The organism is Actinokineospora enzanensis DSM 44649, from assembly GCF_000374445.1.
Classification (GTDB): domain Bacteria; phylum Actinomycetota; class Actinomycetes; order Mycobacteriales; family Pseudonocardiaceae; genus Actinokineospora; species Actinokineospora enzanensis.
This window is the reverse complement of record NZ_KB894433.1, coordinates 1-21230: the sequence shown is the minus strand read 5'-3', so window position 1 is coordinate 21230 and position 21230 is coordinate 1. Positions and strand designations below refer to the sequence as shown.

Annotated in this window: 21 protein-coding genes; 10 read left to right on the top strand and 11 right to left on the bottom strand. The window is 71.1% G+C overall.

Going from position 1 to position 21230, the window contains the following annotated elements; translation table 11 throughout:
• Window positions 1-53: 53 nt before the first annotated feature.
• On the bottom strand, window positions 54-872 hold the full coding sequence (locus C503_RS0128625; RefSeq protein WP_018685655.1) for a hypothetical protein: 819 nt from the start codon (window positions 870-872) through the stop codon (window positions 54-56).
• 87 nt (window positions 873-959) lie between these two features.
• Between C503_RS0128625 and C503_RS0128620 the strand changes: the two genes are divergently transcribed.
• From C503_RS0128620 to C503_RS45000, 4 genes are all read left to right on the top strand, one after another.
• Window positions 960-1622, top strand: a complete 663-nt coding sequence (locus tag C503_RS0128620) for a hypothetical protein (RefSeq protein WP_018685654.1) — start codon at window positions 960-962, stop codon at window positions 1620-1622.
• Between the two features lie 125 nt (window positions 1623-1747).
• A complete protein-coding gene (locus C503_RS46320; RefSeq protein ID WP_156893589.1) occupies window positions 1748-1990 on the top strand; it encodes a hypothetical protein in 243 nt (80 codons plus the stop codon).
• Between the two features lie 50 nt (window positions 1991-2040).
• The gene (locus C503_RS45005) at window positions 2041-2565 is read left to right on the top strand and encodes an RNA polymerase sigma factor (RefSeq protein WP_084477358.1); all 525 of its coding nucleotides are present in this window, start codon (window positions 2041-2043) and stop codon (window positions 2563-2565) included.
• 35 nt (window positions 2566-2600) lie between these two features.
• Window positions 2601-3707: an SEFIR domain-containing protein gene (locus C503_RS45000; RefSeq protein WP_084477357.1), complete on the top strand. Its 1107-nt coding sequence runs from the start codon at window positions 2601-2603 to the stop codon at window positions 3705-3707.
• 17 nt (window positions 3708-3724) lie between these two features.
• Here the strand turns inward: C503_RS45000 and prmC are convergent, their stop codons facing one another.
• The 3 genes from prmC to rpmE all read right to left on the bottom strand — a co-directional run bounded on the left by prmC (window position 3725) and on the right by rpmE (window position 6036).
• Window positions 3725-4591: a peptide chain release factor N(5)-glutamine methyltransferase gene (prmC, locus tag C503_RS0128615; RefSeq protein WP_026316789.1), complete on the bottom strand. Its 867-nt coding sequence runs from the start codon at window positions 4589-4591 to the stop codon at window positions 3725-3727.
• A 9-nt stretch (window positions 4592-4600) separates the two neighbouring features.
• Complete coding sequence (gene prfA / locus C503_RS0128610; RefSeq protein WP_018685652.1) at window positions 4601-5677, bottom strand: peptide chain release factor 1; 1077 nt, start codon at window positions 5675-5677, stop codon at window positions 4601-4603.
• Window positions 5678-5814: 137 nt separating this feature from the next.
• Window positions 5815-6036 carry a 50S ribosomal protein L31 gene (rpmE, locus tag C503_RS0128605; protein WP_018685651.1) on the bottom strand — a complete coding sequence of 74 codons (222 nt, stop codon included), beginning with the start codon at window positions 6034-6036 and terminating at the stop codon, window positions 5815-5817.
• 254 nt (window positions 6037-6290) lie between these two features.
• On the opposite strand from rpmE, the gene C503_RS41245 reads away from it, so the two are divergent.
• Window positions 6291-6701, top strand: coding sequence for a hypothetical protein (locus tag C503_RS41245; protein WP_018685650.1), 411 nt, complete (start codon window positions 6291-6293; stop codon window positions 6699-6701).
• Here the strand turns inward: C503_RS41245 and rho are convergent.
• The 6 genes from rho to C503_RS0128570 form a co-directional block, all read right to left on the bottom strand.
• The gene (gene rho, locus C503_RS0128595; RefSeq protein WP_018685649.1) at window positions 6698-8803 is read right to left on the bottom strand and encodes a transcription termination factor Rho; all 2106 of its coding nucleotides are present in this window, start codon (window positions 8801-8803) and stop codon (window positions 6698-6700) included. The two genes, C503_RS41245 and rho, sit on opposite strands and share 4 nt — an antisense overlap.
• 441 nt (window positions 8804-9244) lie before the next feature.
• Window positions 9245-10144, bottom strand: a complete 900-nt coding sequence (thrB, locus tag C503_RS0128590) for a homoserine kinase (RefSeq protein WP_018685648.1) — start codon at window positions 10142-10144, stop codon at window positions 9245-9247.
• Complete coding sequence (gene thrC / locus C503_RS0128585; protein ID WP_018685647.1) at window positions 10141-11217, bottom strand: threonine synthase; 1077 nt, start codon at window positions 11215-11217, stop codon at window positions 10141-10143. Before thrC ends, thrB begins: the two co-directional genes overlap by 4 nt.
• Window positions 11214-12530: a homoserine dehydrogenase gene (locus C503_RS0128580; protein WP_026316788.1), complete on the bottom strand. Its 1317-nt coding sequence runs from the start codon at window positions 12528-12530 to the stop codon at window positions 11214-11216. The genes thrC and C503_RS0128580 overlap by 4 nt, the downstream gene beginning before the upstream one ends.
• A gap of 14 nt (window positions 12531-12544) precedes the next feature.
• The gene (lysA, locus tag C503_RS0128575; protein WP_018685645.1) at window positions 12545-13981 is read right to left on the bottom strand and encodes a diaminopimelate decarboxylase; all 1437 of its coding nucleotides are present in this window, start codon (window positions 13979-13981) and stop codon (window positions 12545-12547) included.
• Between the two features lie 6 nt (window positions 13982-13987).
• On the bottom strand, window positions 13988-14842 hold the full coding sequence (locus C503_RS0128570) for a DALR anticodon-binding domain-containing protein (protein WP_018685644.1): 855 nt from the start codon (window positions 14840-14842) through the stop codon (window positions 13988-13990).
• A gap of 58 nt (window positions 14843-14900) precedes the next feature.
• On the opposite strand from C503_RS0128570, the gene C503_RS41240 reads away from it, so the two are divergent.
• The 4 genes from C503_RS41240 (at window position 14901) to C503_RS0128550 (ending at window position 18465) form a co-directional block, all read left to right on the top strand.
• On the top strand, window positions 14901-15611 hold the full coding sequence (locus C503_RS41240; protein ID WP_018685643.1) for a thioredoxin-like domain-containing protein: 711 nt from the start codon (window positions 14901-14903) through the stop codon (window positions 15609-15611).
• Window positions 15612-15775: 164 nt separating this feature from the next.
• Window positions 15776-16645 (top strand): thioredoxin-like domain-containing protein, encoded by an 870-nt coding sequence (locus C503_RS0128560; protein WP_018685642.1) that lies wholly within the window; start codon window positions 15776-15778, stop codon window positions 16643-16645.
• A gap of 10 nt (window positions 16646-16655) precedes the next feature.
• Window positions 16656-17357: a DUF305 domain-containing protein gene (locus C503_RS0128555; protein WP_018685641.1), complete on the top strand. Its 702-nt coding sequence runs from the start codon at window positions 16656-16658 to the stop codon at window positions 17355-17357.
• Window positions 17358-17382: 25 nt separating this feature from the next.
• Complete coding sequence (locus C503_RS0128550; RefSeq protein ID WP_026316787.1) at window positions 17383-18465, top strand: NAD(P)/FAD-dependent oxidoreductase; 1083 nt, start codon at window positions 17383-17385, stop codon at window positions 18463-18465.
• Window positions 18466-18567: 102 nt separating this feature from the next.
• On the opposite strand, the gene C503_RS0128545 is transcribed toward C503_RS0128550, so the two are convergent.
• Window positions 18568-19482 carry a cation diffusion facilitator family transporter gene (locus C503_RS0128545; RefSeq protein ID WP_018685639.1) on the bottom strand — a complete coding sequence of 305 codons (915 nt, stop codon included), beginning with the start codon at window positions 19480-19482 and terminating at the stop codon, window positions 18568-18570.
• 153 nt (window positions 19483-19635) lie between these two features.
• Here C503_RS0128545 and C503_RS41235 point away from each other — a divergent pair, with 153 nt between their 5' ends.
• Window positions 19636-20826 (top strand): lytic transglycosylase domain-containing protein, encoded by a 1191-nt coding sequence (locus tag C503_RS41235; protein WP_018685638.1) that lies wholly within the window; start codon window positions 19636-19638, stop codon window positions 20824-20826.
• The last annotated feature ends 404 nt before the right edge of the window (window positions 20827-21230 follow it).

Sequence of the window (21230 nt, the reverse complement as noted above, 5' to 3'; positions counted from 1 at the left end):
CCGATGGGCTGCCTGCGGTCGAGCAGCTCAACCCCCACCCGCCCCTTGCTCGCCTAGACGGCACCCGTTTTCGTGATCCGGGGGGCCAGGGAGTCGGCTCTGGTCTGCCAGGCCTGGCGACGGAAGCGGACGACGATCAGGTAGAGCAGGGCGCTGCCGAGCGCGATGCCCGCGACCACCACCGCCGGGCTGCCGGTGACCCCGCCGACGGCGACCAGGATCAGCCCGAGCGACACCGCGAGCACGGCGAGGCTGACCGCGATCCCCTCCGGCCGCCACTGCCACCGGCGGCCCGCGTCCACCTCGGCGAGCAGGCGTTCGGCGCCGCGGCGCAGTTCGGGGTCGTGCACGCCGAGGGCGAGGATGCGGTGGGCGGCGTGCTCACACACGCGCAGCTGGTACTCGCTGGTGATGACCAGGACCTCGTCGTCGGTGCTGGCACGGGTCTGGTCGCCGACCGAGCACCAGGTGCTGGCGAGGTAGTAGCGCAGCACCGGGTCGTCGGTCCCGCCGTAGCGCCGCTCCAGGTCGCGCACGGCCGCCTCGGCGTTGTCACCCGCGACCTTGAGCTGCGACAGCCCGAGCACGGCGAGCACGTTGTCGGGGTCGAGCCGGGTCGCGGTCAGGTAGTGCGCGGCCGCCGCGCGCTTGCGTCCCCGCGCGAGCAGGACGTCGCCGAGGCCCACCTGGTCGTGCGGATGGGTGCGTAAGGAAGCGGCATGCTCGAACCCGGCGGCCGCCTCGTCCAGCCGCCCGGCGAGCAACGCGGCACGCCCGGCCGCGAAGAACTCCCTGGCCGCGGTCGGGCCGTCGCCGTCGTCGGTCATCGCCAAGCGCCACTTGGCGGTGACGTCCTGCCATGTCCGAAGCATTGGATCACCCAGGTCCGCACGCTACCCTCGGTACGCCATACCGACCGGACCGGCCGAGGAGTAGCCACGACCAGCCGCTCGCCCCAGGTGTTCCCCCGGCGCCAGCTCACCTCCCGCTGGCTGGCGTCGTCCCTGGTCGTCGCCTATGCCGCGGTGAGCGCGGCGGTCGGCACGGTGCTGTTGCTGGCGCCCAAGGAAGCCGATCCGCAGGCCCGCCCGGCCCCCACCTACGTCTACGAGGACCCGCCCGCGCCGAGCATCGGGTCCGCCCCGAGCACCAGCCCGCACCCGTCCAGGGTGGCCATGCCCGCGGTCCCGGAGGGGTACCAGCGGGTCGCCGGACCCGGCGGTCTCATCACGACGATCCCGGCGGGATGGACCGTGAAGCGCTCGTCCGGCCCCGGCGCGATGCAGGCCACCGACCCGGCCGACCCGAACCGGTACGTCCGCTACGGCGGCGCCGCCATGCCCGCGGCGGGCCTGGTGGAGTCGCACGTGGAGTACGAGCGGACCTACGCGTCCGCGCACCCGAACTTCACCCGGCAGAGCCTGGGGACGACGACGTACCACGGGGTGCAGGCACTGGATTGGGAGTTCGAACACGACTCCCCGGCCGGACGGCGGCACGCCCACTCGATGTATTGGCGAATCGACGGCGTCGAGTATTTCGTCTACGCCAGCTCCACCGTGGACAGCTGGCCGGAAACCGAGACCATCTACCAGACCATGATCGACAACGCCACGCCGTAGCCATCCCTTGGCCACCTACGGTCAGCCACGTTCGATCGCCCGCAGAACTGGTTCTCGGCGCGCTGTGGTGTCTGCCCCATCCGAAACGTCTTACTTGCAGACGACACTCGGGAGAGGCTGACGACATGGAGTGGACCGCCCTGGCGACGATCGCAGGGAGCACCTTCGTTGGTGCGATGATCCCAGTCGAACCTTCACACATCTGCCAACGAATCGCCAAGGTGTCAACGAACGTCGTGCGACAAGTCGGCTGGATTCTCGTGTGGATCACCCTGCCGCCAAGCCACCGACTGGTCGAGTTCGATGGAACAAGGACCATCAGAGAGGTTGCCAAGGGCGCACACAAGGCGAAGGGACGCCATGAGTGAACCCAAGGGCGTCAGGTTCGCCCGACAGGACAGGGTGTGACGATCCGAACATGTGCCCATCATCTGATTGGGATCGGGTCGAGCGGCTGTACCAGCGAAACAAGCGCAGGATTCTAGGGACGCTAGTCATCATGCTCGAATCCCAACAGGACGCCCAAGACGCCCTACAGGACTCGCTCATCAAGGCCGCCAAATCAATCGACCGAATACGACAGTCGGAATCGACGGACTCGTGGTTCGTAAAGATCGCAATGAACAGCGCACTGGACCGGATCCGCAAGCGATCCAGAACATGCATGATACCCAGCGGATCATTCGATGATCTGGCGACGCAACACAGGGCTGCGGTCTCGCCCGGCACCACGCCCGAGAATGCGGCCCTGCTAAGCGAAGCTATCGGCTTCTTGTCGAGCCTTCCCGAAAAACATCGCCTAGCCTACCTAATGCGGCACTTCCTTGGTCTGCCCCCATCTGACATCGCCGACATCCTCGACTGCGAGAGCAAGCACGTATCAACCTATATCAATCGAGCGCAACGCGCGGTGGAAAGATACTTCGAGGACAGCGGGCGGTAGGTATCCCAGTCTGCTCGACGAAAGGAGAGAAGAGCATGAGCAGCAAGAACGCCGATGAACCACAGCCGCACAAATTGCCAAGCGCCCTCGAAAGGCTCCGTAGCGCGGTCGCCAACTGGCCGGTTGATACTGTATGGGAGAAAGACGCACTGACGTTAGCGCAAGCCTCGTCGGAACCAGCGCCGCCCACACCGAATTCCGATGATCGACACCTGCCTGAAGCAGTGACCGAGCACCCTCTCAGGGTGTTCATTTGCTACGCCCATGAATCCGCCGAGCACCTCGGGAACGTTAGCAAGTTCGCCGAGATCCTGCAGGCCAACACGGACCTTACCGTCCACTTCGACCAGTGGGCAACCGGAGTGCGGCAAAACTGGGAAACTTGGTCCGTGACACAGATGAATCAGGCAGACTTCGTTCTTTTCATCGCATCACCGGCGCACACCGAGCGGGTGCGCAAAATCGGCCCACCGGGCATGCTGCATAGCAGCAGATTCGAGTCCGCCGTGCTACAAAAAAGCATCGAGAGCAAGCAGGCATCGGCAACCCCAGGAATTCTGTCCGTTATTCTACCTAATAGCGGCCCAAGCGAGATTCCCGCCTTTTGCGTGACACATTCAAATACCATATATGAGATCGACAGGATTACACCTAAAGGCATCGGAGAGATTCTCGCCGCTCTTATGGGCAACTCCAACGCCACACCGGCCCATACTCGATCCTTGACCGCGTCACTGGAGCCGGTACGCAAAAGCTACGATATCCGATTCACCACCGCAGACATCAGAGGGCTACGCCACAAGAACAGCATCGCATGTCGCCCCGGTCTCTTCGCCAGCTCACCGACCGGAAATATCGAATACGCACTCAACCGAAGCTATCGCAGGTTCGAATCCGTTATTGGAATCCATGATATCGCATCGAGCGGCGACCAGTCGGGCATCTTTCAGGTTTTTCTGGACAACACGCCGCAAGTCAAGCACATTGTACGAGCAGGCATGCCGGTCTGGATCCGGCACGATGTAACGGATGTACACCACCTGAAGTTGATAGCCTGGAGCCCAGAGACTCCCGGAGATCACATGGAGACAGGGGGGAGAACTCCAGAGCTGACATGGGGGAGCCCGACACTGATCGAATGACCGCCCAATCGTTCAGATCATCCGGCGCGTCGGGCGGTGGCGAACCTGGGTCGTCCGGCCAGGTCGGCGTGATCCTCCACAGTAGACAGAACCCGGCGCGCCGCGAGCAGGGCCGGGACGGATTCCCCATGTGTGTCATCGTGTTCGATGGCCACCGCGCCGCCGGGACGAAGCAGTCGAGCGGCGGCCGAGATGACGGCGCGGATCACGACGAGGCCGTCGGCGCCCGAGAACACGGCGTGGAACGGGTCGTGGTCGGCCACCTCCGGTGGCACCTCGGTCCCTTCCGGCACATAAGGCGGATTGCAGACCACCAAATCCACCCGCGCTTCCAGCTCCACCCCGAAATCCGGCCGGGTCACATCGGCCGAGTGCAGCAGGATGGGCGTATCCCCCGCCGCCGCGCAGGCATCGGCATTCCGCCGGGCCCATGCCAATGCCGAGGAATCGAAGTCCACCGCGTGCACGACCGCGTCCGGCCGCGCATTGGCGATCGCCAGGGCCAATGCGCCGGAACCGGTGCACAGATCGACCACGACAGGGTTCGAAACCCCATTCAGGGCCGTCAGCCCCCAGGCGAACAACAGCTCGGTCTCCGGCCGGGGCACGAACACCCCCGGCCCGACCGACACGGTCACGCCCCCCATGACGGCCGTCCCGATCAGGTGCTGCAACGGCTCCCGGCGCGCGCGGCGGGTCACCAGCTTGCCGATGGCGTCGACCACCGGCGGGTCCACCAGCGGCACCATCGGCAGCTTGCCCCGCGACACCCCGAGCACGTGCGCGGCCAACAGCTCCGCGTCGACGCGGGGTGAGTCCACACCGGCGGCGGTGAGGACGCGTTCGGCTTCCAGGATGGCCAAGCGGAGAGGCTGCCTGCTCATGGGCACCACTTAACCCGCGGAACCGGCCAGCCGCTCGGTGCGGTCCGCCTCCGCCAGGGCGTCGAGGACCGCGTCGAGGTCGCCGTCGAGCACCGCCTCCAGGTTGTGCGCCTTGTAGCCGACCCGGTGGTCGGAGATGCGGTTCTCCGGGAAGTTGTACGTCCGGACCCGCTCGGACCGGTCGACGGTGCGCACCTGGCTGCGGCGGGCGTCGGAGGCCTGCTTGGCCGCCTCCTCCTCCGCGGCGGCGACCAGCCTGGCCCGCAGCACCTGCATGGCGCGGGCCTTGTTCTGCAGCTGGGAGCGCTCGTTCTGGCAGGAGACCACGATGCCGGTGGGCAGGTGGGTGATGCGGACCGCCGAGTCCGTCGTGTTCACGCTCTGGCCGCCCTTGCCCGACGAGCGGTACACGTCGATGCGCAGGTCCTTGTCCGGGATCTCCTCGATATCGGCTGTGTCCTCCACCTCCGGCACGACCAGCACCCCGGCCGCCGAGGTGTGGATGCGGCCCTGCGACTCGGTCACCGGGACGCGCTGGACGCGGTGCACGCCGCCCTCGAACTTCAGCCGGGACCAGACGCCGTCGGGGTCGGTGCCCTTGCTCTTGATGGCGACCGTGACGTCCTTGTAGCCGCCCAGGTCGGACTCGGTGCCGTCGAGCACCTCGGCCTTCCAGCCGTGCCGCTCCGCGTAGCGCAGGTACATGCGCAGCAGGTCACCCGCGAACAGGGCCGACTCCTCGCCGCCCTCGCCGGACTTGACCTCCATCAGCACGTCCGCGCCGTCGTGCGGGTCGCGCGGGAGCAGCAGCTCGGTCAGCTTGGTCTCCAGCCGCGGGATGCGGGACGCCAGCTCGTCGGCCTCCGCGGCGAACGCGGCGTCCTCGCCTGCCAGCTCGCGCGCCGCCTCCAGGTCGTTGCGCACGGACTCCAGCTCGCGGGCGGCCTTCACCACCGGCGTCAGCTGGGCGTAGCGACGGCCCAGCTTGCGGGCGCGGTCCTGGTCGGCGTGCACGCTCGGATCGGCGAGCGCGACCTCCAGCTCGGCGTACTCGGCGAGCTGTTCGGCGAGCGAGGTCGATTCCACGGGATCCCCTGGGGACTTGGGCGGGAGGGTGGGTCAAAAGGCTAGGCGGGAGGGGCGGGTCAAAGACAGAGCGGGCCTGGGCGGGACATGCGAACGGCGCCCGCCCCGAATGACCCGGGCGGGCGCCGTCTGCGGAGCTACTTCGCGGTCTTGGTCCGCTTGCCGTAGCGGGCCTCGAAGCGCGCGACCCGGCCGCCGGTGTCGAGGATCTTCTGCTTGCCGGTGTAGAACGGGTGGCAGGCGGAGCAGACCTCGACGAAGATGCTGCCGGAAGTCTTGGTGCTGCGAGTGGTGAAGGTGTTGCCGCAGCCGCACGTCACGCTGGTGGTGACGTACTCGGGGTGAATGCCGTTCTTCACGGAACTGGTCGCCTCTCCTCTGGTGGCCGCCGGGTCCCCGAAACAGATCAGGGTGAACCGGAGCCGGACTCGACCTGACAGTGTGCCAGACGGGCTGGCGTGAGCTGCAACGCGGGGCGCGACCGGGCTATTCCCCGAACCCGAACGGCCGCACCCGACCGTTCACCGACCGGGAACGACCTCCGACCGCGGGTGCGTGGCCGCTCACCGAACGTAGTCTGCCGCGCCGTCGAGATGTCCGCAGACTGGACGGCGTGCGCCGCGCCGAGGGCTACCCGCTGCCGGTGTCGGTCTGGCTGGCCGCGCCGGTGCTGTTCACCGCCGCCGTGCTCGGCCTGACCGCGCTGGGCGGGCTGCTGCTGGCCGCGTCCTGGCAGGTCACGCTGTGCGTCGGGCAGTTCGGCGCGGCCGCCGCGGTGACCGCGGGACTGGTGCCGAAGGTGGGCTGGCCGTCCGGCTGGCTGCGCGCCGCGCTGGCGCTGCCGTACCCGGTGGCCTGGTTCGCGGCCGGGCTGCTGGTGGGCCCGGTGGCCGTGCCGACGTCCTGGGCGCTCACCGTCGGTGTCCCGGTGGCGGTGCTGCTGGCGGTGGCCGGAACGACCGAGTCCCCGCGGGCCCGGTGGGGCGCGCGGGGACTCGGTGGGTCGAACCCGACGACCGACTAGTCGTCGTTCCCGGCAGGCGTGGTCTTGGCGACCTGCATCAGGAACTCGATGTTGGTGCGGGACTTGCGCAGCCGGTCGAGCAGCAGCTCGATGGCGGCCTGGCTGTCGAGCGCGTGCAGCACCCGGCGGAGCTTGACGGTGATCGCCATCTCGTCCGGCGAGAGCAGCAGCTCCTCCTTGCGGGTACCGGACGGGTCGACGTCCACCGCGGGGAAGATCCGCTTGTCGGCGATCTTGCGGTCCAGCTTGAGCTCGGCGTTGCCGGTGCCCTTGAACTCCTCGAAGATCACCGTGTCACCGGCCGACCCGGTCTCCACCAGCGCGGTGGCGAAGATGGTCAGCGAGCCGCCACCCTCGATGTTGCGTGCCGCGCCGAGGAACCGCTTGGGCGGGAACAGCGCCGTGGAGTCGACACCACCGGACAGGATGCGTCCGGAGGCCGGGGCCGCGAGGTTGTACGCGCGGCCCAGGCGGGTGATCGAGTCCAGCAGCACGACCACGTCGTGGCCCATCTCCACCAGGCGCTTGGCGCGCTCGATGGACAGCTCGGCGACCGTGGTGTGGTCGCCCGGCGGGCGGTCGAAGGTGGAGGCGATGACCTCGCCCTTCACCGACCGCTGCATGTCGGTGACCTCTTCCGGGCGCTCGTCGACGAGCACCACCATGAGGTAGACCTCGGGGTTGTTGGTGGTGATCGCGTTCGCGATCGCCTGCAGCACCGAGGTCTTGCCCGCCTTGGGCGGGGACACGATGAGCGCGCGCTGCCCCTTGCCAACCGGCATCACCAGGTCGATGACGCGAGTGGTGAGGATGTGCGACTCGGTCTCCAGGCGCAGCCGCTCGTTCGGGTAGAGCGGCGTCAGCTTGGTGAACTCGGGGCGGTTGCGCGCCGCGTCCGGCTCCAGGCCGTTGATCGTCTCCACCCGGACCAGCGGGTTGAACTTCTGCCGCTGCTGCTCGCCCTCGCGCGGCTGGCGCACCAGGCCGGTGATCGCGTCGCCGCGGCGCAGGCCGTACTTGCGGACCAGCGACAGCGACACGTACACGTCGTTCGGGCCCGCCAGGTAGCCGGAGGTGCGCACGAAGGCGTAGTTCTCCAGCACGTCGAGCACACCGGCGACGGGCAGCAGGACGTCGTCCTCGCGCACCTCGGTGTCGTTCTGGCCGGTGCCGCCCTCGGTGCGGCCGCCGCGCCTGCGGCGGTCGCGGAACCGGCGACCGCGGCGGCCGCCGCGCTCGTCGTCGTCATCGTCGTCGTCCGGCCCGGCGGAGCGGTTGTTCTCCTGCTGGCGCACCTGCTGCCGGTTGTCGTGCCGGTCCTGCCGGTCGCCCCGGTCACCGCGATCCTGACGGTCGCCCCGGTCTCCCCGGTCGCCACGGTCCTGGCGATCGCCGCGGTCACCCCGGTCCTGGCGGTCACCCCGGTCGCCACGGTCTCCCCGGTCCTGCCGGTCGCCGCGGTCGCCCCGGTCCGGGCGGTCGCCGCGGTCACGCCTGCGGTCGCCCCGGTCCGGCCGGTCGCCGCGGTCACGCCGGTCGTTCTGGCGGTCGTCGGAGCGGGCCGGGCGCGTGCCCTCGGCGGGCTGCTCGGTGGCCGGTGCCGTCGGCGCGGAGGATGCGGACGTGGGTGCCGCCCCGGTCGGCGCGCTGGTCGCGGCCGGTGTCGAGGTTCCCGCGGACCCAGCGGATCCGACGGACCCGGTGGTCGCGGCCTCGGGGCTGCCCGCGGGCCGGGCCGCGCGACGACGCCTGCCGTCCCGGCCGCCCTGCGGTGCCTCCGCCTCCGGCTCGGCGGCCGTCTCGGCCGCGGCCTTGGGCGCGCGCTCGCGCTTGGGGCGCGCGGGGGCGTCGGTGCCGTTGAGCGGCAGCTGCTGCGCGGTGGCCCCGCCCGAGCCACCGCCCTGCCGCTGCTTGATGGCCTCGATCAGGTCGCCCTTGCGCATCCCCGTGGTGCCGGTGATCCCCAGCTCACCCGCGAGCTGGCGCAGTTCGGCCAGGACCATGCCGGACAGGCCCGCACGGCGCCGCGGGGCGCCGCCGTTCGCCGCGGCCTTGGCGGCGGGCGCGTCGGCCTCGCCGCTCAGTAGATCGGTATTGCTCACACATGTCCTTCCTGACCGGTCCCCGCCTCCTACGTGGACCAGCGGACCGCCGTCCGTCGGAATGCGAGACGGCGTATCTGCGTTCCCTGTGCGCACCGCGGCGCCCGCCGGGCCGCGAGGCGGGCCGGCCGGACGACGAGATCGCCGACAGGGAGCATCTGGTCACCACGGTCATCGGGTACCTGGGAGCGCCGACTCGGACCTTGGCTAGGACTGAGCCGATACCCCGGCAGATGATGCGACCCGGAAAGAGTTCCCCGGGAACGACACCGGGCGCCCGTGCGCGCGGTGACTGAACGCCCCCGAGGGTAGACGGCAGTCACTCAAGGTGCAACAACCGGCTCACAGCGCGTCGCCCCGGTTTCCCGGCGTGGCGCGGTGATCTGAGTCACTCGGGTGCCCCGAATGGCAGAACGTCCGCGTCACGACCGGTATTCCCGTTCAGTCGAGCGGGTCTACCCGTACCCCCGGTCGGTCCACCGCGATCGGCCGCACAGTGAAGCCGGTGAGGTCGACCGGGGTAGCCGAGACCGGGTCCGCGCCGGTCGCCGCGAGGGCGAGCACGGTGGGTCCGGCCCCGGAGATCGCGGCCGCGATGCCGTGCGCGCGCAGCTCCCGGACCACCCGCAGCGACTCCGGCCACGCCTTCTCCCGGTAGTCCTGGTGCAGTGTGTCCGCGGTGGCGGGCAGCAGCAGGTCCGGGCGCTCGGCGATGGCGTGCACGGCCAGCGCGGCCCGCCCGGCGGCGAACGCGGCGTCCCCGTGCGGCACGACCGCGGGCAGCAACCCCCTGGTCACGTGGGTCGCGGACTGCTCGCCCGGGATGATCGCGACCGGCCGCAGGTCGGCGTGCGGCTCCACCCGCGCGGCCCGGAACCGGTCGCCGTCCAGCCACGCGATGACCGCGCCGCCGAGCAGGCTCGCGGCGACGTTGTCCGCGTGCCCCTCGAACTCGGCGGCCAGGTGCAGCGCGTCGTCGAGCGCCGAACCGGTCAGCGCGACGCCCGCGAGCCCGTACCCGGCCGCGATCCCGGCGACGATCGCGGCCGCCGACGAGCCGAGGCCGCGCGCGTGTGGGATGGCGTTGGCGCAGGTCAGTTCCAGCCCGCCGGGGTCGTGGCCGAGCCGCTCGCAGGCCGCCCGCAGGGCACGCACGACCAGGTGCGTGCCGTCCAGCGGCACCTCGCCCGCGCCCTCGCCGGTGACCCGCACGGTCAGCCCGGACGGCGCGCGCCGCACCTCAAGCACGTCGTGCAGCGCCAACGCCAAGCCGAGCGCGTCGAACCCCGCGCCGAGGTTCGCCGAGGAGGCGGGCACGCGTACCCGGACGCCCCCGCTCACCGCAGCTGCAGGGCCGAGATGACCGCCCCGGCGTCCACCGGCACCGGTTCGACCTCGACCACCTCGCGCAGCGCGGTGTCCGGGTCCTTGAGGCCGTGCCCGGTGACCGTGCAGACGACCACGGACCCGCGCGGCAGCCGCCCGTCCGCCGCCGTGTCCAGCAGGCCCGCGATGCTCGCCGCCGAGCCCGGCTCGACGAAGACCCCCTCGCGCACGGGCAGCAGCCGGTAGGCGTCCAGGATCTGCTCGTCGGTGACCGCGGCGATCAGGCCGCCGGACTCGTCGCGCGCGGTGACCGCGCCGGTCCAGGAAGCCGGGCTGCCCACCCGGATCGCGGTGGCGATGGTCTCCGGGTTCGCGACCGGCTCGCCCAGCACGATCGGCGCCGCGCCCGCGGCCTGGAAGCCGAACATGCGCGGGGTCCGCTCGATCAGGCCGTCGGCGAGGTAGTCGTTGTAGCCGCGCCAGTACGCGGTGATGTTGCCCGCGTTGCCGACCGGCAGGCAGTGGATATCCGGCGCCCGGCCGAGCACGTCGCAGATCTCCCAGGCGGCCGTCTTCTGCCCGACCAGCCGCACCGGGTTGACCGAGTTGACCAGGCCGATCGGGTACTCCGCCGCGGTCTTCTGGGCCAGTTCCAGGCAGTCGTCGAAGTTCCCGTCGATCTGCAGGATCCGCGCGCCGTAGGCGACCGCCTGGGCCAGCTTGCCGAGCGCGATCTTGCCGCGCGGCACCAGGACCGCGGAGGTGAGCCCGGCGCGCGCGGCGTAGGCGGACGCGGAGGCGGAGGTGTTGCCGGTGGAGGCGCAGATGACCGCCTCCAGGCCGTTGGCCCGCGCGTGCGTCATCGCCACGGTCATGCCGCGGTCCTTGAAGGACCCGGTGGGGTTGTGGCCCTCGACCTTCAGGTACACCGTGCAGCCGGTGACCTCGGACAGGTACGGGGCCGGGAGCAGCGGCGTGTTGCCCTCGCCCAGGGTGATCACCTCGGCGCCGTCGGGCACCGCGATCCGCTCCCGGTAGGCCTGGATGATGCCCGGCCAGCCCGGCCGCACCTCGGTGGGGATGGTCATGAATCCTCGCCTTCGACCCGCATGACGCTGACCACCTCGTGCACGAACTGCAGCCCGGCCAGCTTGTCCACAGTGGACCGCAAGGCGGCGTCCGGCGCCGAGTGGGTGACGATCACCAGGCTGGCATCGGTGGCGCGCCCTTCCTGGCGCACGGCAGCGATGCTGACCTCGTGCTGGGCGAACTCGGCGGCGACCGCCGCCAGCACACCCGCGCGGTCCGCGACGTCCAGGCTGATGTGGTACCTGGTCGAGGCCTGCGCGATCGGGCGCACCGCCAGGTCGGCGTACGCCGACTCGCGCGGCCCGCGCCCGCCGACGACCCGGTTGCGGGCGACCGCGACCAGGTCGCCGAGCACGGCGCTGGCGGTGGGTGCACCGCCCGCTCCCTGCCCGTAGAACATCAGCTGCCCGGCGGCCTCCGCCTCCACGAAGACCGCGTTGAACGCGCCGTTCACCCCGGCCAGCGGGTGCGTGCGCGGGATCATCGCCGGGTGCACCCGGACCGCGACGGCCTCGGTGGCCGCGCCGGTGTCCGGGTCGGTCCCGCGCACCCGCTCGCAGATGGCCAGCAGCTTGATGGTGCGGCCGAGCACGCGGGCGGCGGCGATGTCCGCCGAGGTCACCTGGGAGATGCCCTCGCGGTGCACGTCACCGGCGGTGACCCGGGTGTGGAAGGCCAGCGAGGCGAGGATGGCGGCCTTGGAGGCGGCGTCGAAGCCGTCCACGTCCGCGGTCGGGTCGGCCTCCGCGTAGCCCAGCCGGGACGCCTCGTCCAGCGTCTCGGCGTAGCCCGCGCCGGTCTCGTCCATCGCGGAGAGGATGAAGTTGGTGGTGCCGTTGACGATCCCCATCACCCGGGTGATGCGGTCGCCTGCCAGCGACTCGCGCAGCGGCCGCACCAGCGGGATCGCGCCCGCCACCGCGGCCTCGAAGTACAGGTCGGCGCCGGTGCGGTCGGCGGCCTCGAACAGCTCGCCTGCGTGCTCGGCCAGCAGCGCCTTGTTCGCGGTGACCACGGACTTGCCCGCGTTCAGCGCGGCCAGCAGCCAACCCCTGGTCGGCTCGATGCCGCCGATGACCTCCACCACCACGTCCACGTCGTCGCGCGCGACGAGGCCCGCGGCGTCGGTGGTGAGCAGCTCGGCGGGCACCTGGCGGTGCTTGTTCGGCCTGCGCACGGCGATGCCCGCCAGCTCCAGCGGGGCGCCGACCCGCGCGGTCAGCTCGTCGGCCTGGTCGGTGAGCAGCCGGACGATCTCGGTGCCGACCGTCCCGCAGCCGAGCAGGGCCACACGGATCGGTTTAGCAGTCACGCTCGCCGCCGAGGTCAAAGGGTCTCCAGTCTCAACAGGTCGTCCACGGTCTCCCGACGCAGCAGCGGCCGAGCGACGCCTTCGCGCACCGCCACCACCGCGGGCCGGGGGAGCCGGTTGTAGTTGCTCGCCATCGAGTAGCAGTACGCGCCCGTCGCGGCCACCGCCAGCAGGTCACCGGGAGCAAGGTTGTCGGGAAGCCAGCAGTCTCGCACCACAACGTCACCGGACTCACAGTGTTTGCCCACCACGCGGGACAGCACGGCCTCGGTGCCGCGCTCCCCCTCGCCGCTGGACCGGGACACCAGGCGCACGTCGTAGACGGCGTCGTAGAGGGCGGTGCGGATGTTGTCGCTCATGCCGCCGTCGACGCTGACGTAGCGGCGGCCGGTGCCGTGCCCGAGCGAGACGTCCTTGGTCGTGCCCACCTCGTAGAGGGTGACCGTGCCCGGCCCGACGATGGCCCGGCCCGGCTCCACCGCGAGCCGCGGCAGCGGCAGCCCGGCCTGCTCGCACTCCTTGGTGATGATCGCGCGCAGCTGCTCGGCCAGCCAGGACGGCGGCGGCGGGTCGTCCTGGGCGGTGTAGGCGATGCCCAGGCCGCCGCCCAGGTCGACGGTGGTCACCGCGGCCAGCGCGGCCGCGCCGTGCTCGGCGTGCAGTTCGGCCAGCAGGCCGATGACCCGGTGCGCGGCGACCTCGAAGCCGTCCGCGTCGAAGATCTGCGAGCCGATGTGGCTGTGCAGGCCGACCAGCCGCAGCCCGCCCGCCTTGAGCACCCGCCTGGCCGCCTCCGCGGCGGCCCCGCCCGCCAGCGAGAAGCCGAACTTCTGGTCCTCGTGCGCGGTGGCGATGAACTCGTGCGTGTGCGCCTCGACGCCCACGGTGACCCGGACCAGCACGTCGGCCACCCGGTCCCGCTCCCTGGCCAGGTGGTCCAGCCGGGCGATCTCCAGGAACGAGTCGACCACGATGGTGCCGACGCCCGCGTCCAGCGCCTCGGCCAGCTCGGCGGTGGACTTGTTGTTGCCGTGCAAGGTGATCCGCTCGGGCGGGAAGTCCGCGCGCAGCGCGACGGCCAGCTCGCCGCCGCTGCACACGTCGATGCTGAGCCCCTCGTCGGCCACCCAGCGGGCGATCTCCACGGACAGGAACGCCTTGGACGCGTAGTGCACCAGCGCCGGGTCGCCGAACGCGGCCGCGTGCTCCCGGCATCTGGCCCGGAAGTCGTCCTCGTCCACCACGAACAGCGGCGTGCCGTACGTCTCGGCCAGCTCGCGGACATCCACGCCCGCGATCCGGACGGCGCCGTCGTCGCCGCGCGCGGTGTTGCGCGGCCAGACCGCGGCCACCAGCTCGTCGAGCGCGGCCGGACTGGTCGGCCGCTCGTTGGCGGGGTTGCTGGGCGGCAGGACTTCCGCGTGCCGCGGGCCAGCCGGGTGTGCCCTCATCGATCCCTACATTCGTTCCGGTGCGGTGACGCCGAGCAGCCCCAGCCCGCTGGCCAGGACCCGGCGGGTGGCGACGCACAGCGCGACGCGCGCGTGGTGCCGTGGGGTGGGTTCCTCGTCGCCGCTCGGCAGGACGCGGCAGGTGTGGGTGAACCGGTGGAACGCCTCGGCGACGTCCTCGACGGCCCTGGTGAGCGCGCGCGGGTCGGCCACGGGGGCGAAGTCGCGCAGGGCCCGCACGAGGTCGAGCTCACGCGGGTGGTCCAGCAGTTCAGTACCGTCCTGTTGGGACAGTGTGATGCCGAGGTCGTTCGCGTTGCGCGCCAAGGAGAACGCGCGCGAGTGTGCGTACTGGACGTTGTAGACCGGGTTGCGGTCCACATGTCGCCCCCAGACCTCCGTGTCCACTGTGGACTTTCCGGAGAGGACGGCGTAGCGGGCCGCGTCGGCACCGACCAGCTCGACCAGCCCGGCCATCGTGACCGTGCCGTGCGTGCGCGTGCGGACACGCTCGGGCAGCTCCCGGTCGACCGGCCCGCCCGGCTCGTGGATCGACCGCAATACCTCGCCCACCGAGGAATTCACCAGGCGGAGGTTGACAAATCCCGGCCCGGCCACCTCGGCGACGACCTCATCGGACACCGCCAACTCGGCGGCGACCCAGGCCGCCACCTCGCGGGCGTCCACACCGACCGGCCCGGCCAACCGCAACGCCACCGAGGTCGCGTAGTCACCCTGCCCCGCGCGTCGCGCCGGGCGCACGTCCACCTCGTCCGGGACCACCGCCGGGTCCAGGCCACGTGTGCCCAACGCCCGCACGGCGGCGGAGCGCACGAGGTCGGCGAGGGCGGCGGGGGTCACCAGGTAAGTCTAGGTAGGTGGGTCCTCAGCGCCCGGTCGGGTCCATACACTCACCCGCATGATTCGCAACGCGCGGCACCTGGCGCTCGGCGCCGCCTGCCTGCTCCTCGCCGGGTGCGGGACCACCCAGACGGGTGCCCCGGTCGGGGCGGACCAGCGGACCGCACCGAGCTCCGCCGCGCGGTCCGGCCCGACCGACGCCACCGAGCCCGCGCAGGCCCCGCCGGTGAAGGACGCGACGACCGACATCGACGGCGTGCTGTCGATCCAGTACCGGCCGGGCATACACGTGCCACCGGACCGCCGCGTCGCCTACGACCACCTACCGCCGTTGGGCGGCGCGCACGACGACGTCTGGGCCGCGTGCAACGGCGTGGTCTACCCGAAGGCGGTGCGCACCGAGAACCTCGTGCACTCGCTGGAGCACGGCGCGGTGTGGATCTCCTACAACCCCGACGAGGTGAAGGGCGCCGATCTCGCCACGCTCGTCAAGAAGATCGACGGCAAGCCCTATTCGGTGATGTCGCCGTTCCCGGGGCAGCGCAAGCCGATCTCGGTGCAGTCGTGGGGCAAGCAGCTCCAGGTCGACCAGGTGACCGACCCGCGGATCGACAAGTTCATCGCCGCCACCCGGGCCAACCCGTACCTGACCCCGGAGCCGGGCGCCTCCTGCGACCCGAACCCCACCAAGTTCGACCAGGACGACCCGCCGCCGTTCGACCCGAGCGACCCCGGGCCGGACGGGGTGCCGGTGAACGCTCATTCGTGATCCGCACACACCCGCCGATCGGGTGTGGTAACGGCCGCCGGGCCGGTGGTTGACGCCCAGCAGACACCCGTTCCCTAGACTTGGCGTCCGCACCCACCAGGTGCGGCTCGCCGGTCGTGCGCCGATCGGGGATGTCACGCGAGCGCGCAGGTCCGAGGGACGGCATGGCCAGCGGAACGACGAAGAAGAAGGGCCCCAAGGGCGGCGGCAAGAACAGCGCGGTGAAGGCCGCGCGGTCGTCCGTGGTCACCAAGAAGGGCCCGCCCTGGGGGCTGATCGCGGGCATCACCGTGGTCGTGCTGGTCGCCGCGGGGGTGTTCACCTACTCGTTCATGCAGGTGAGCGCGGCCCGCAAGTACACCGTGTCCGACGACAACAAAGACCCGTCGGTGAACATCCCCGGCGTCGTCCGGGTCACCTACACCGGTGGCCAGCACGTCGACTCCACCCAGCGCGTCGCCTACGACCAGACCCCGCCCTTCGGCGGCCCGCACGACGGCGTCTGGGCCGACTGCACCGGCGTCGTCTACCCGGTGGCCGTGCGCAACGAGAACATGGTGCACACCCTGGAGCACGGCACGGTCTGGATCGCCTACAACCCGGACAAGGTGCAGGGCACGGCGCTGGACAAGCTCAAGGACAAGGTCACCGGCACCCCGTACATGGTGATGTCGCCCTACCCTGGCCTGGACCAGCCGATCTCGCTGCAGTCCTGGGGCCACCAGCTCAAGCTGGCCAACCCCGAGGACGAGCGCATCGACCAGTTCATCAAGTCGCTGCGCGCGAACAACTACCAGACCCCGGAGCCGGGCGGCCGCTGCGACAGCAACCAGACCGGCTTCGACTCGTCGAACCCGCCGCCGTTCGTGGCCGAGAAGCCCGGCCCGGACGCGGTCACCATGGACGGCAAGAACATCAAGACGGCCGAGTCCGCGCCCGCCATGACCCCGTCCGCGGGTGCCCCGGCGCCGACCGCCACCGCCCCCGCGACTACGGCACCGGTCCCCACCTCCGCCGCGAAGCCCTCGCAGTAGAAGGTGAGCCATGACTGAGCCCGAGGAGCACGACACCCCACTCGACGATGCCCCCGCCCGGCCGGGCGCGGGCCGCTCGACCCTGGTCTACGTGGTCGCGGCAGTCGTCGTGCTCCTCGTCGGCGCCGCCGCGGGCATGCTGATCACCCTCGCCTCGGTCGGCAACGGTGACGAGACCCCCAGCGCGGACTCGATCGACGTCGGCTTCTGCCAGGACATGCGCGTGCACCACCTGCAGGCCATCACCATGGCGGGCCTGGCCAGGGACCGCAGCGACGACGCCGAGGTCCGCCAGCTGGCCTTCGACATCGAGTCCACCCAGCTCGACCAGAGTGGCCAGTTCAGCGCCTGGCTCACCGCATGGGGCCAGCCCAACCTGCCCCCCGCCGACCAGCCGCACATGCGCTGGATGGCCGCCGCCCACTCGCACGGCATGGCCGAGGGCGGCGTGGAGCTGATGCCGGGCATGGCCACCAACTCCGAACTGGCCAAGCTGCGCGGCCTGCAGGGCAAGGAGTTCAACGTCTACTTCCTGCAGCTCATGCTCCGCCACCACCAGGGCGGCCTGGAAATGGCCTCCTACGCGGCCGAACACGCGCGGGTGGACTACGTGCGCAACCTGGCGCAGAAGATCCAACAGGGCCAGACCGCCGAGGTCACCCTGCTGACCAAGATGCTCACCACCCGCGGCGGCCAGCCCTTGCCTTCCTGACGGACCGTCGAGCAAGGTGGTGGCCGTGGTTGCGAATGTGGTCGTCGTGGGTGCCGGGGTGTACGGGGCCGCCACCGCGTGGTCCCTCGCGCGCCGGGGTGCGCAGGTCACCGTCGTGGAGGCGGGTGAGCCCGGCAGCGGGACGTCGGCGGCCACGTTCTCGTGGATCAATGCGAACGGGAAACAGCCGCGGGCATATCACCGGCTGAATGTGGCGGGCATGGCCGCGCACCGGAAGCTCGCCGCCGAGGTCCCCGACAACGACTGGTACCACGAGACCGGCAACCTGGAGTGGGCCACCGACGACGACGCGCGCGCCCGGCTGCGGGCCAGGGTCGCCGAGCTCCAGGAGTGGGGCTACGACGTCGACTGGCTCAACAGAGCAGACGCGCGCGCCCGCGAACCCGGACTTGATCCGGCGGCCCTGCCCGAGACCGAGATCGCGTACTACCCGCGGGAAGGCTGGCTGCGCCCCGACCGCCTGATCCCGTACCTGCTCTCCACCAACCTGGACCTGGTCGTCGGCGACGCCGTGGCCGCCATCCGGGTCACCGGCGGCGAGGTCCGCTCGATACGCCTGGCATCGGGCCGCGAGCTGCCCGCGGACGCGGTCGTGGACTGCGCGGGCCCGCGGGCGGCCCAGATCGCCGACCTGGTCGGGTTGACGCTGCCGATGCGCAACACGCGCGGCCTGATGGTGCGCACCGCGCCGACGCCCGTGCCGGTCCGGCACGTGATCCACTCACCCGCGCTCAACCTCCGCCCGAACGGCGACGGCAGACTGATCCTGCGCTCCCTGGCCACCGACGCCGCCGCGTACGAGCCCGGCACCGAGGAACGCGCGGCCAACGACCTGCTCACCGCCGCCCGCGCGCTCTACCCCGAACTCGACGCCGCCACGGTGACCGACACCCGCGTCGGCGAACGCGCCATCCCGGGCGACAACCTGCCGCTGCTGGGCCGCGCAGCCAAGATCCCGAACTTCCACTTCGCCGTGTCCCACAGCGGTGCGACCCTGTGTCTGCACGGCGCCGACCTGGTGGCCGCGGAGATCATGGGCGAGGACCGGGACGTCGAACTGGCCCCATTCCGCTTCGAACGCTTCTGACCTCCGGAACAGCAGGCAATACCCGTCGCCGAGCGATCCTGACCTGCCAGGACAGCGGGCCGCCGCCGACACTTGGGCGCCACAGCCCGCTGCGGTCCCGACCTACCAGGACAGCTGCCGGCACTTCGACGCCGCCTCACGATGCTCCACCTGAAGCGTGGCGTGCTCGATGCCGTAGTCGCTACTCAGCAGTTCCCGCGCCGCGTCCAAGACCGCGCCTTGGTCCGCCCGCTCTGCCATCGTCAAGTGCGCGGACGCGACCTCCATACCCGAGGTCAACGTCCACACGTGCAGGTCGTGCACCTCGGCCACCCCGGTCACGCCACCCAACCGCGCTGCCATCTCGGTGACGTCGACCCGTTCGGGCGCGTGCTGGAACAGGATCCGCAGCGCCCGCCGGGCCAGCGACCAGGTGCGCGGCAGCACCCACAGACCGATGGCGACGCCGATCGCCGGGTCGGCCCAGCGCCAGCCGGTTGTCAGCGTGATCAAGGCGCTGACCAGCACGCCGACCGAGCCGATCAGGTCGGCGACGACCTCCAGGTAGGCGCCGCGCACGTTCAGGCTCTCCTCGGCGCCGTCACGCAGCAGCAGGAACGACACGATGTTGGCGGCCAGACCAGCGGCGGCGGCCAGCAGCACCGGCAGCCCGGCGACCTCCGGCGGGTCGGTGAACCGCTGGACAGCCTCGGTCACGACATAGGCCGCGACGCCGAACAGCAACACGGCGTTGGCGAGCGCGGCGAGGACCTCGGCGCGGTAGAGGCCGAACGTACGGCCGGGCTTGCTGCGCGCCCGGCGGGCCACCACGATCGCGGCCAGCGCGAGGCCGACGCCGACGACGTCGGTGAGCATGTGCGCGGCGTCGGAGATCAACGCCAGCGAGGAGGTGGCGAAGCCGACCGCGAACTCCACCACCATGATGGCGGCGGCGATGCCGAAGGCGGCCCAGAGCCGTCCGGCCAGACGCCCGGAAGCGCTGGCATGCCCATGGCCGTGCCCGTGTCCGTGTCCCACGCGTTCCTCCCTTCGGACGCCCCGGGCCAACGTATAGTCACATGCGCATAAGTACAACCCGGTGTGACCCGATCGGTCCGCGTGGCCACTCGAACGAGGGATCATCGACGCCGACGACCAGGGTCGCCGTCCGTGACCTGGTAAACGGGAAGCGTGGTCACTTCATCGCGCGGGTCGGCGCCGGGGGGCGCGCGGCCGGTCACCGCCCTGGCCCTGGTGCTGTTGACGCTCGCGGCCGCGGCCGCCCAGGCGTCCGGCCCGGTGCCGGAGTCCTCAGCCGAACCGGCCGCCCCCACCGCCATCGCACCTCAGCACACCCCGGCCGACCGCGTCGGCGCGGTCACCACGGAGTCACTGCGCCTGGCGCCCGCGCTCGGCCCGATCACCCAGGTACCCGCGCCCGCGCCGGTGGCCAGGGTGGAACCCGCCGCGAAGTCCCCGATCACCTCCACCGGCATCCCCCGCAACATGCTCACCGCGTACCAACACGCGGAACACACCGTCCGCGCGAGCTGCCACCTGCGCTGGTACCATCTCGCCGCCATCGGCCGCGTCGAATCCGGCCACGCCCGCGGCGGCCAGGCCACCGCGAACGGCGACACGTCCCCGCACATCCTGGGCCCGGTCCTCTCCGGCGCCGACGGCTTCGCCGCCATCCCGGACACCGACCACGGCACCCTCGACGACGACCCGGTCTGGGACCGCGCCGTCGGCCCCATGCAGTTCATCCCGTCGACCTGGCACAAGTACGCCGCCGACGGCAACGGCGACGGCATCACCGACCCGCACAACATCAACGACGCGACCGTCGCCGCCGCTCACTACCTCTGCTCCGGCGGCCTCGACCTCGACAAACCCGACGACCTGGGCGCCGCCCTGTTCCGCTACAACAACTCGGCCGACTACGTGGTCACGGTGACCACATGGATGACTGCCTACTCCGGCGGCGCCACCCCGATCCCCCCGGTACCCCCGGCCGACCCCGCACTGGCCCAGCCCGCCCCACCCCCCGCACCCGAGCCCGCGACGGAAGCCACCCCCACCCCGGACCCGACCCCGGAACCCACCACCGAACCGTCCCCCTCGACCGACCCCTCAGCCGTGTCGACCCCCACGACCTCGACCGACGCAACCACCACATCCGCCCCCGCACCTTCCGAGCCCGCGGCCGAGTCCGCCCCATCGGACAAGCCGGTCCGCACTCATCACCACCAGTCGGTATGCGAGGCGATCGCGGACAAGCTGGACGAGGAAGGCATCCCCCACGCCCCCTGCCCAGCCACCAAGACCGACGCCGCCCCAGCTACCTCCAGCACGCCCCCACCAGCCCCACCACAGCCCTGAACCAAGCCACTTTCCAGCCGCACCCCAAGGCAGACCCCCAGCCGCCCGCACCCAACATGCCCCTCCCGCAACTCTCCACAGCGACCACACCACAAAGCAAGCCCCACCCCACCAGGGGGCAGGGGGTCGGCAAAGTCGGTTGCCCGGTGTATGGGTCGGGCACGGTCTCGTTGATCATGTGATTGCTGATGTCGCATGATCGTTGGAGAGCCGTGCCCGTGGTGGAATCCTGCCTGATGCCTGCTGCGTTCGATCGTCTGGCCCTGGGTGTGGTGCCGGGGCGGGGTGTGGAGTGGGTGGCTGACCTGCGGGATTATCTGGCTCGGGTGCCTGATCCGCGGGATCGGCGGGGTGTGCGGTATCCGGTGGGGTCGTTGCTGGCGTTGGCCGCGGCGGCGGTGTTG

Bases quoted from the DNA above. Each gene is read 5' to 3' on its own strand.
- C503_RS0128560 (WP_018685642.1), top strand. From the start codon at position 15,776: ATGGCCAGCGGAACGACGAAGAAGAAGGGCCCCAAGGGCGGCGGCAAG.
- thrC (WP_018685647.1), bottom strand. From the start codon at position 11,217: ATGACCATCCCCACCGAGGTGCGGCCGGGCTGGCCGGGCATCATCCAG.
- lysA (WP_018685645.1), bottom strand. From the start codon at position 13,981: ATGAGGGCACACCCGGCTGGCCCGCGGCACGCGGAAGTCCTGCCGCCC.
- C503_RS46320 (WP_156893589.1), top strand. From the start codon at position 1,748: ATGGAGTGGACCGCCCTGGCGACGATCGCAGGGAGCACCTTCGTTGGT.
- C503_RS45005 (WP_084477358.1), top strand. From the start codon at position 2,041: ATGTGCCCATCATCTGATTGGGATCGGGTCGAGCGGCTGTACCAGCGA.
- C503_RS41240 (WP_018685643.1), top strand. From the start codon at position 14,901: ATGATTCGCAACGCGCGGCACCTGGCGCTCGGCGCCGCCTGCCTGCTC.
- C503_RS0128625 (WP_018685655.1), bottom strand. From the start codon at position 872: ATGCTTCGGACATGGCAGGACGTCACCGCCAAGTGGCGCTTGGCGATG.
- prmC (WP_026316789.1), bottom strand. From the start codon at position 4,591: ATGAGCAGGCAGCCTCTCCGCTTGGCCATCCTGGAAGCCGAACGCGTC.
- C503_RS45000 (WP_084477357.1), top strand. From the start codon at position 2,601: ATGAGCAGCAAGAACGCCGATGAACCACAGCCGCACAAATTGCCAAGC.
- C503_RS0128555 (WP_018685641.1), top strand. From the start codon at position 16,656: ATGACTGAGCCCGAGGAGCACGACACCCCACTCGACGATGCCCCCGCC.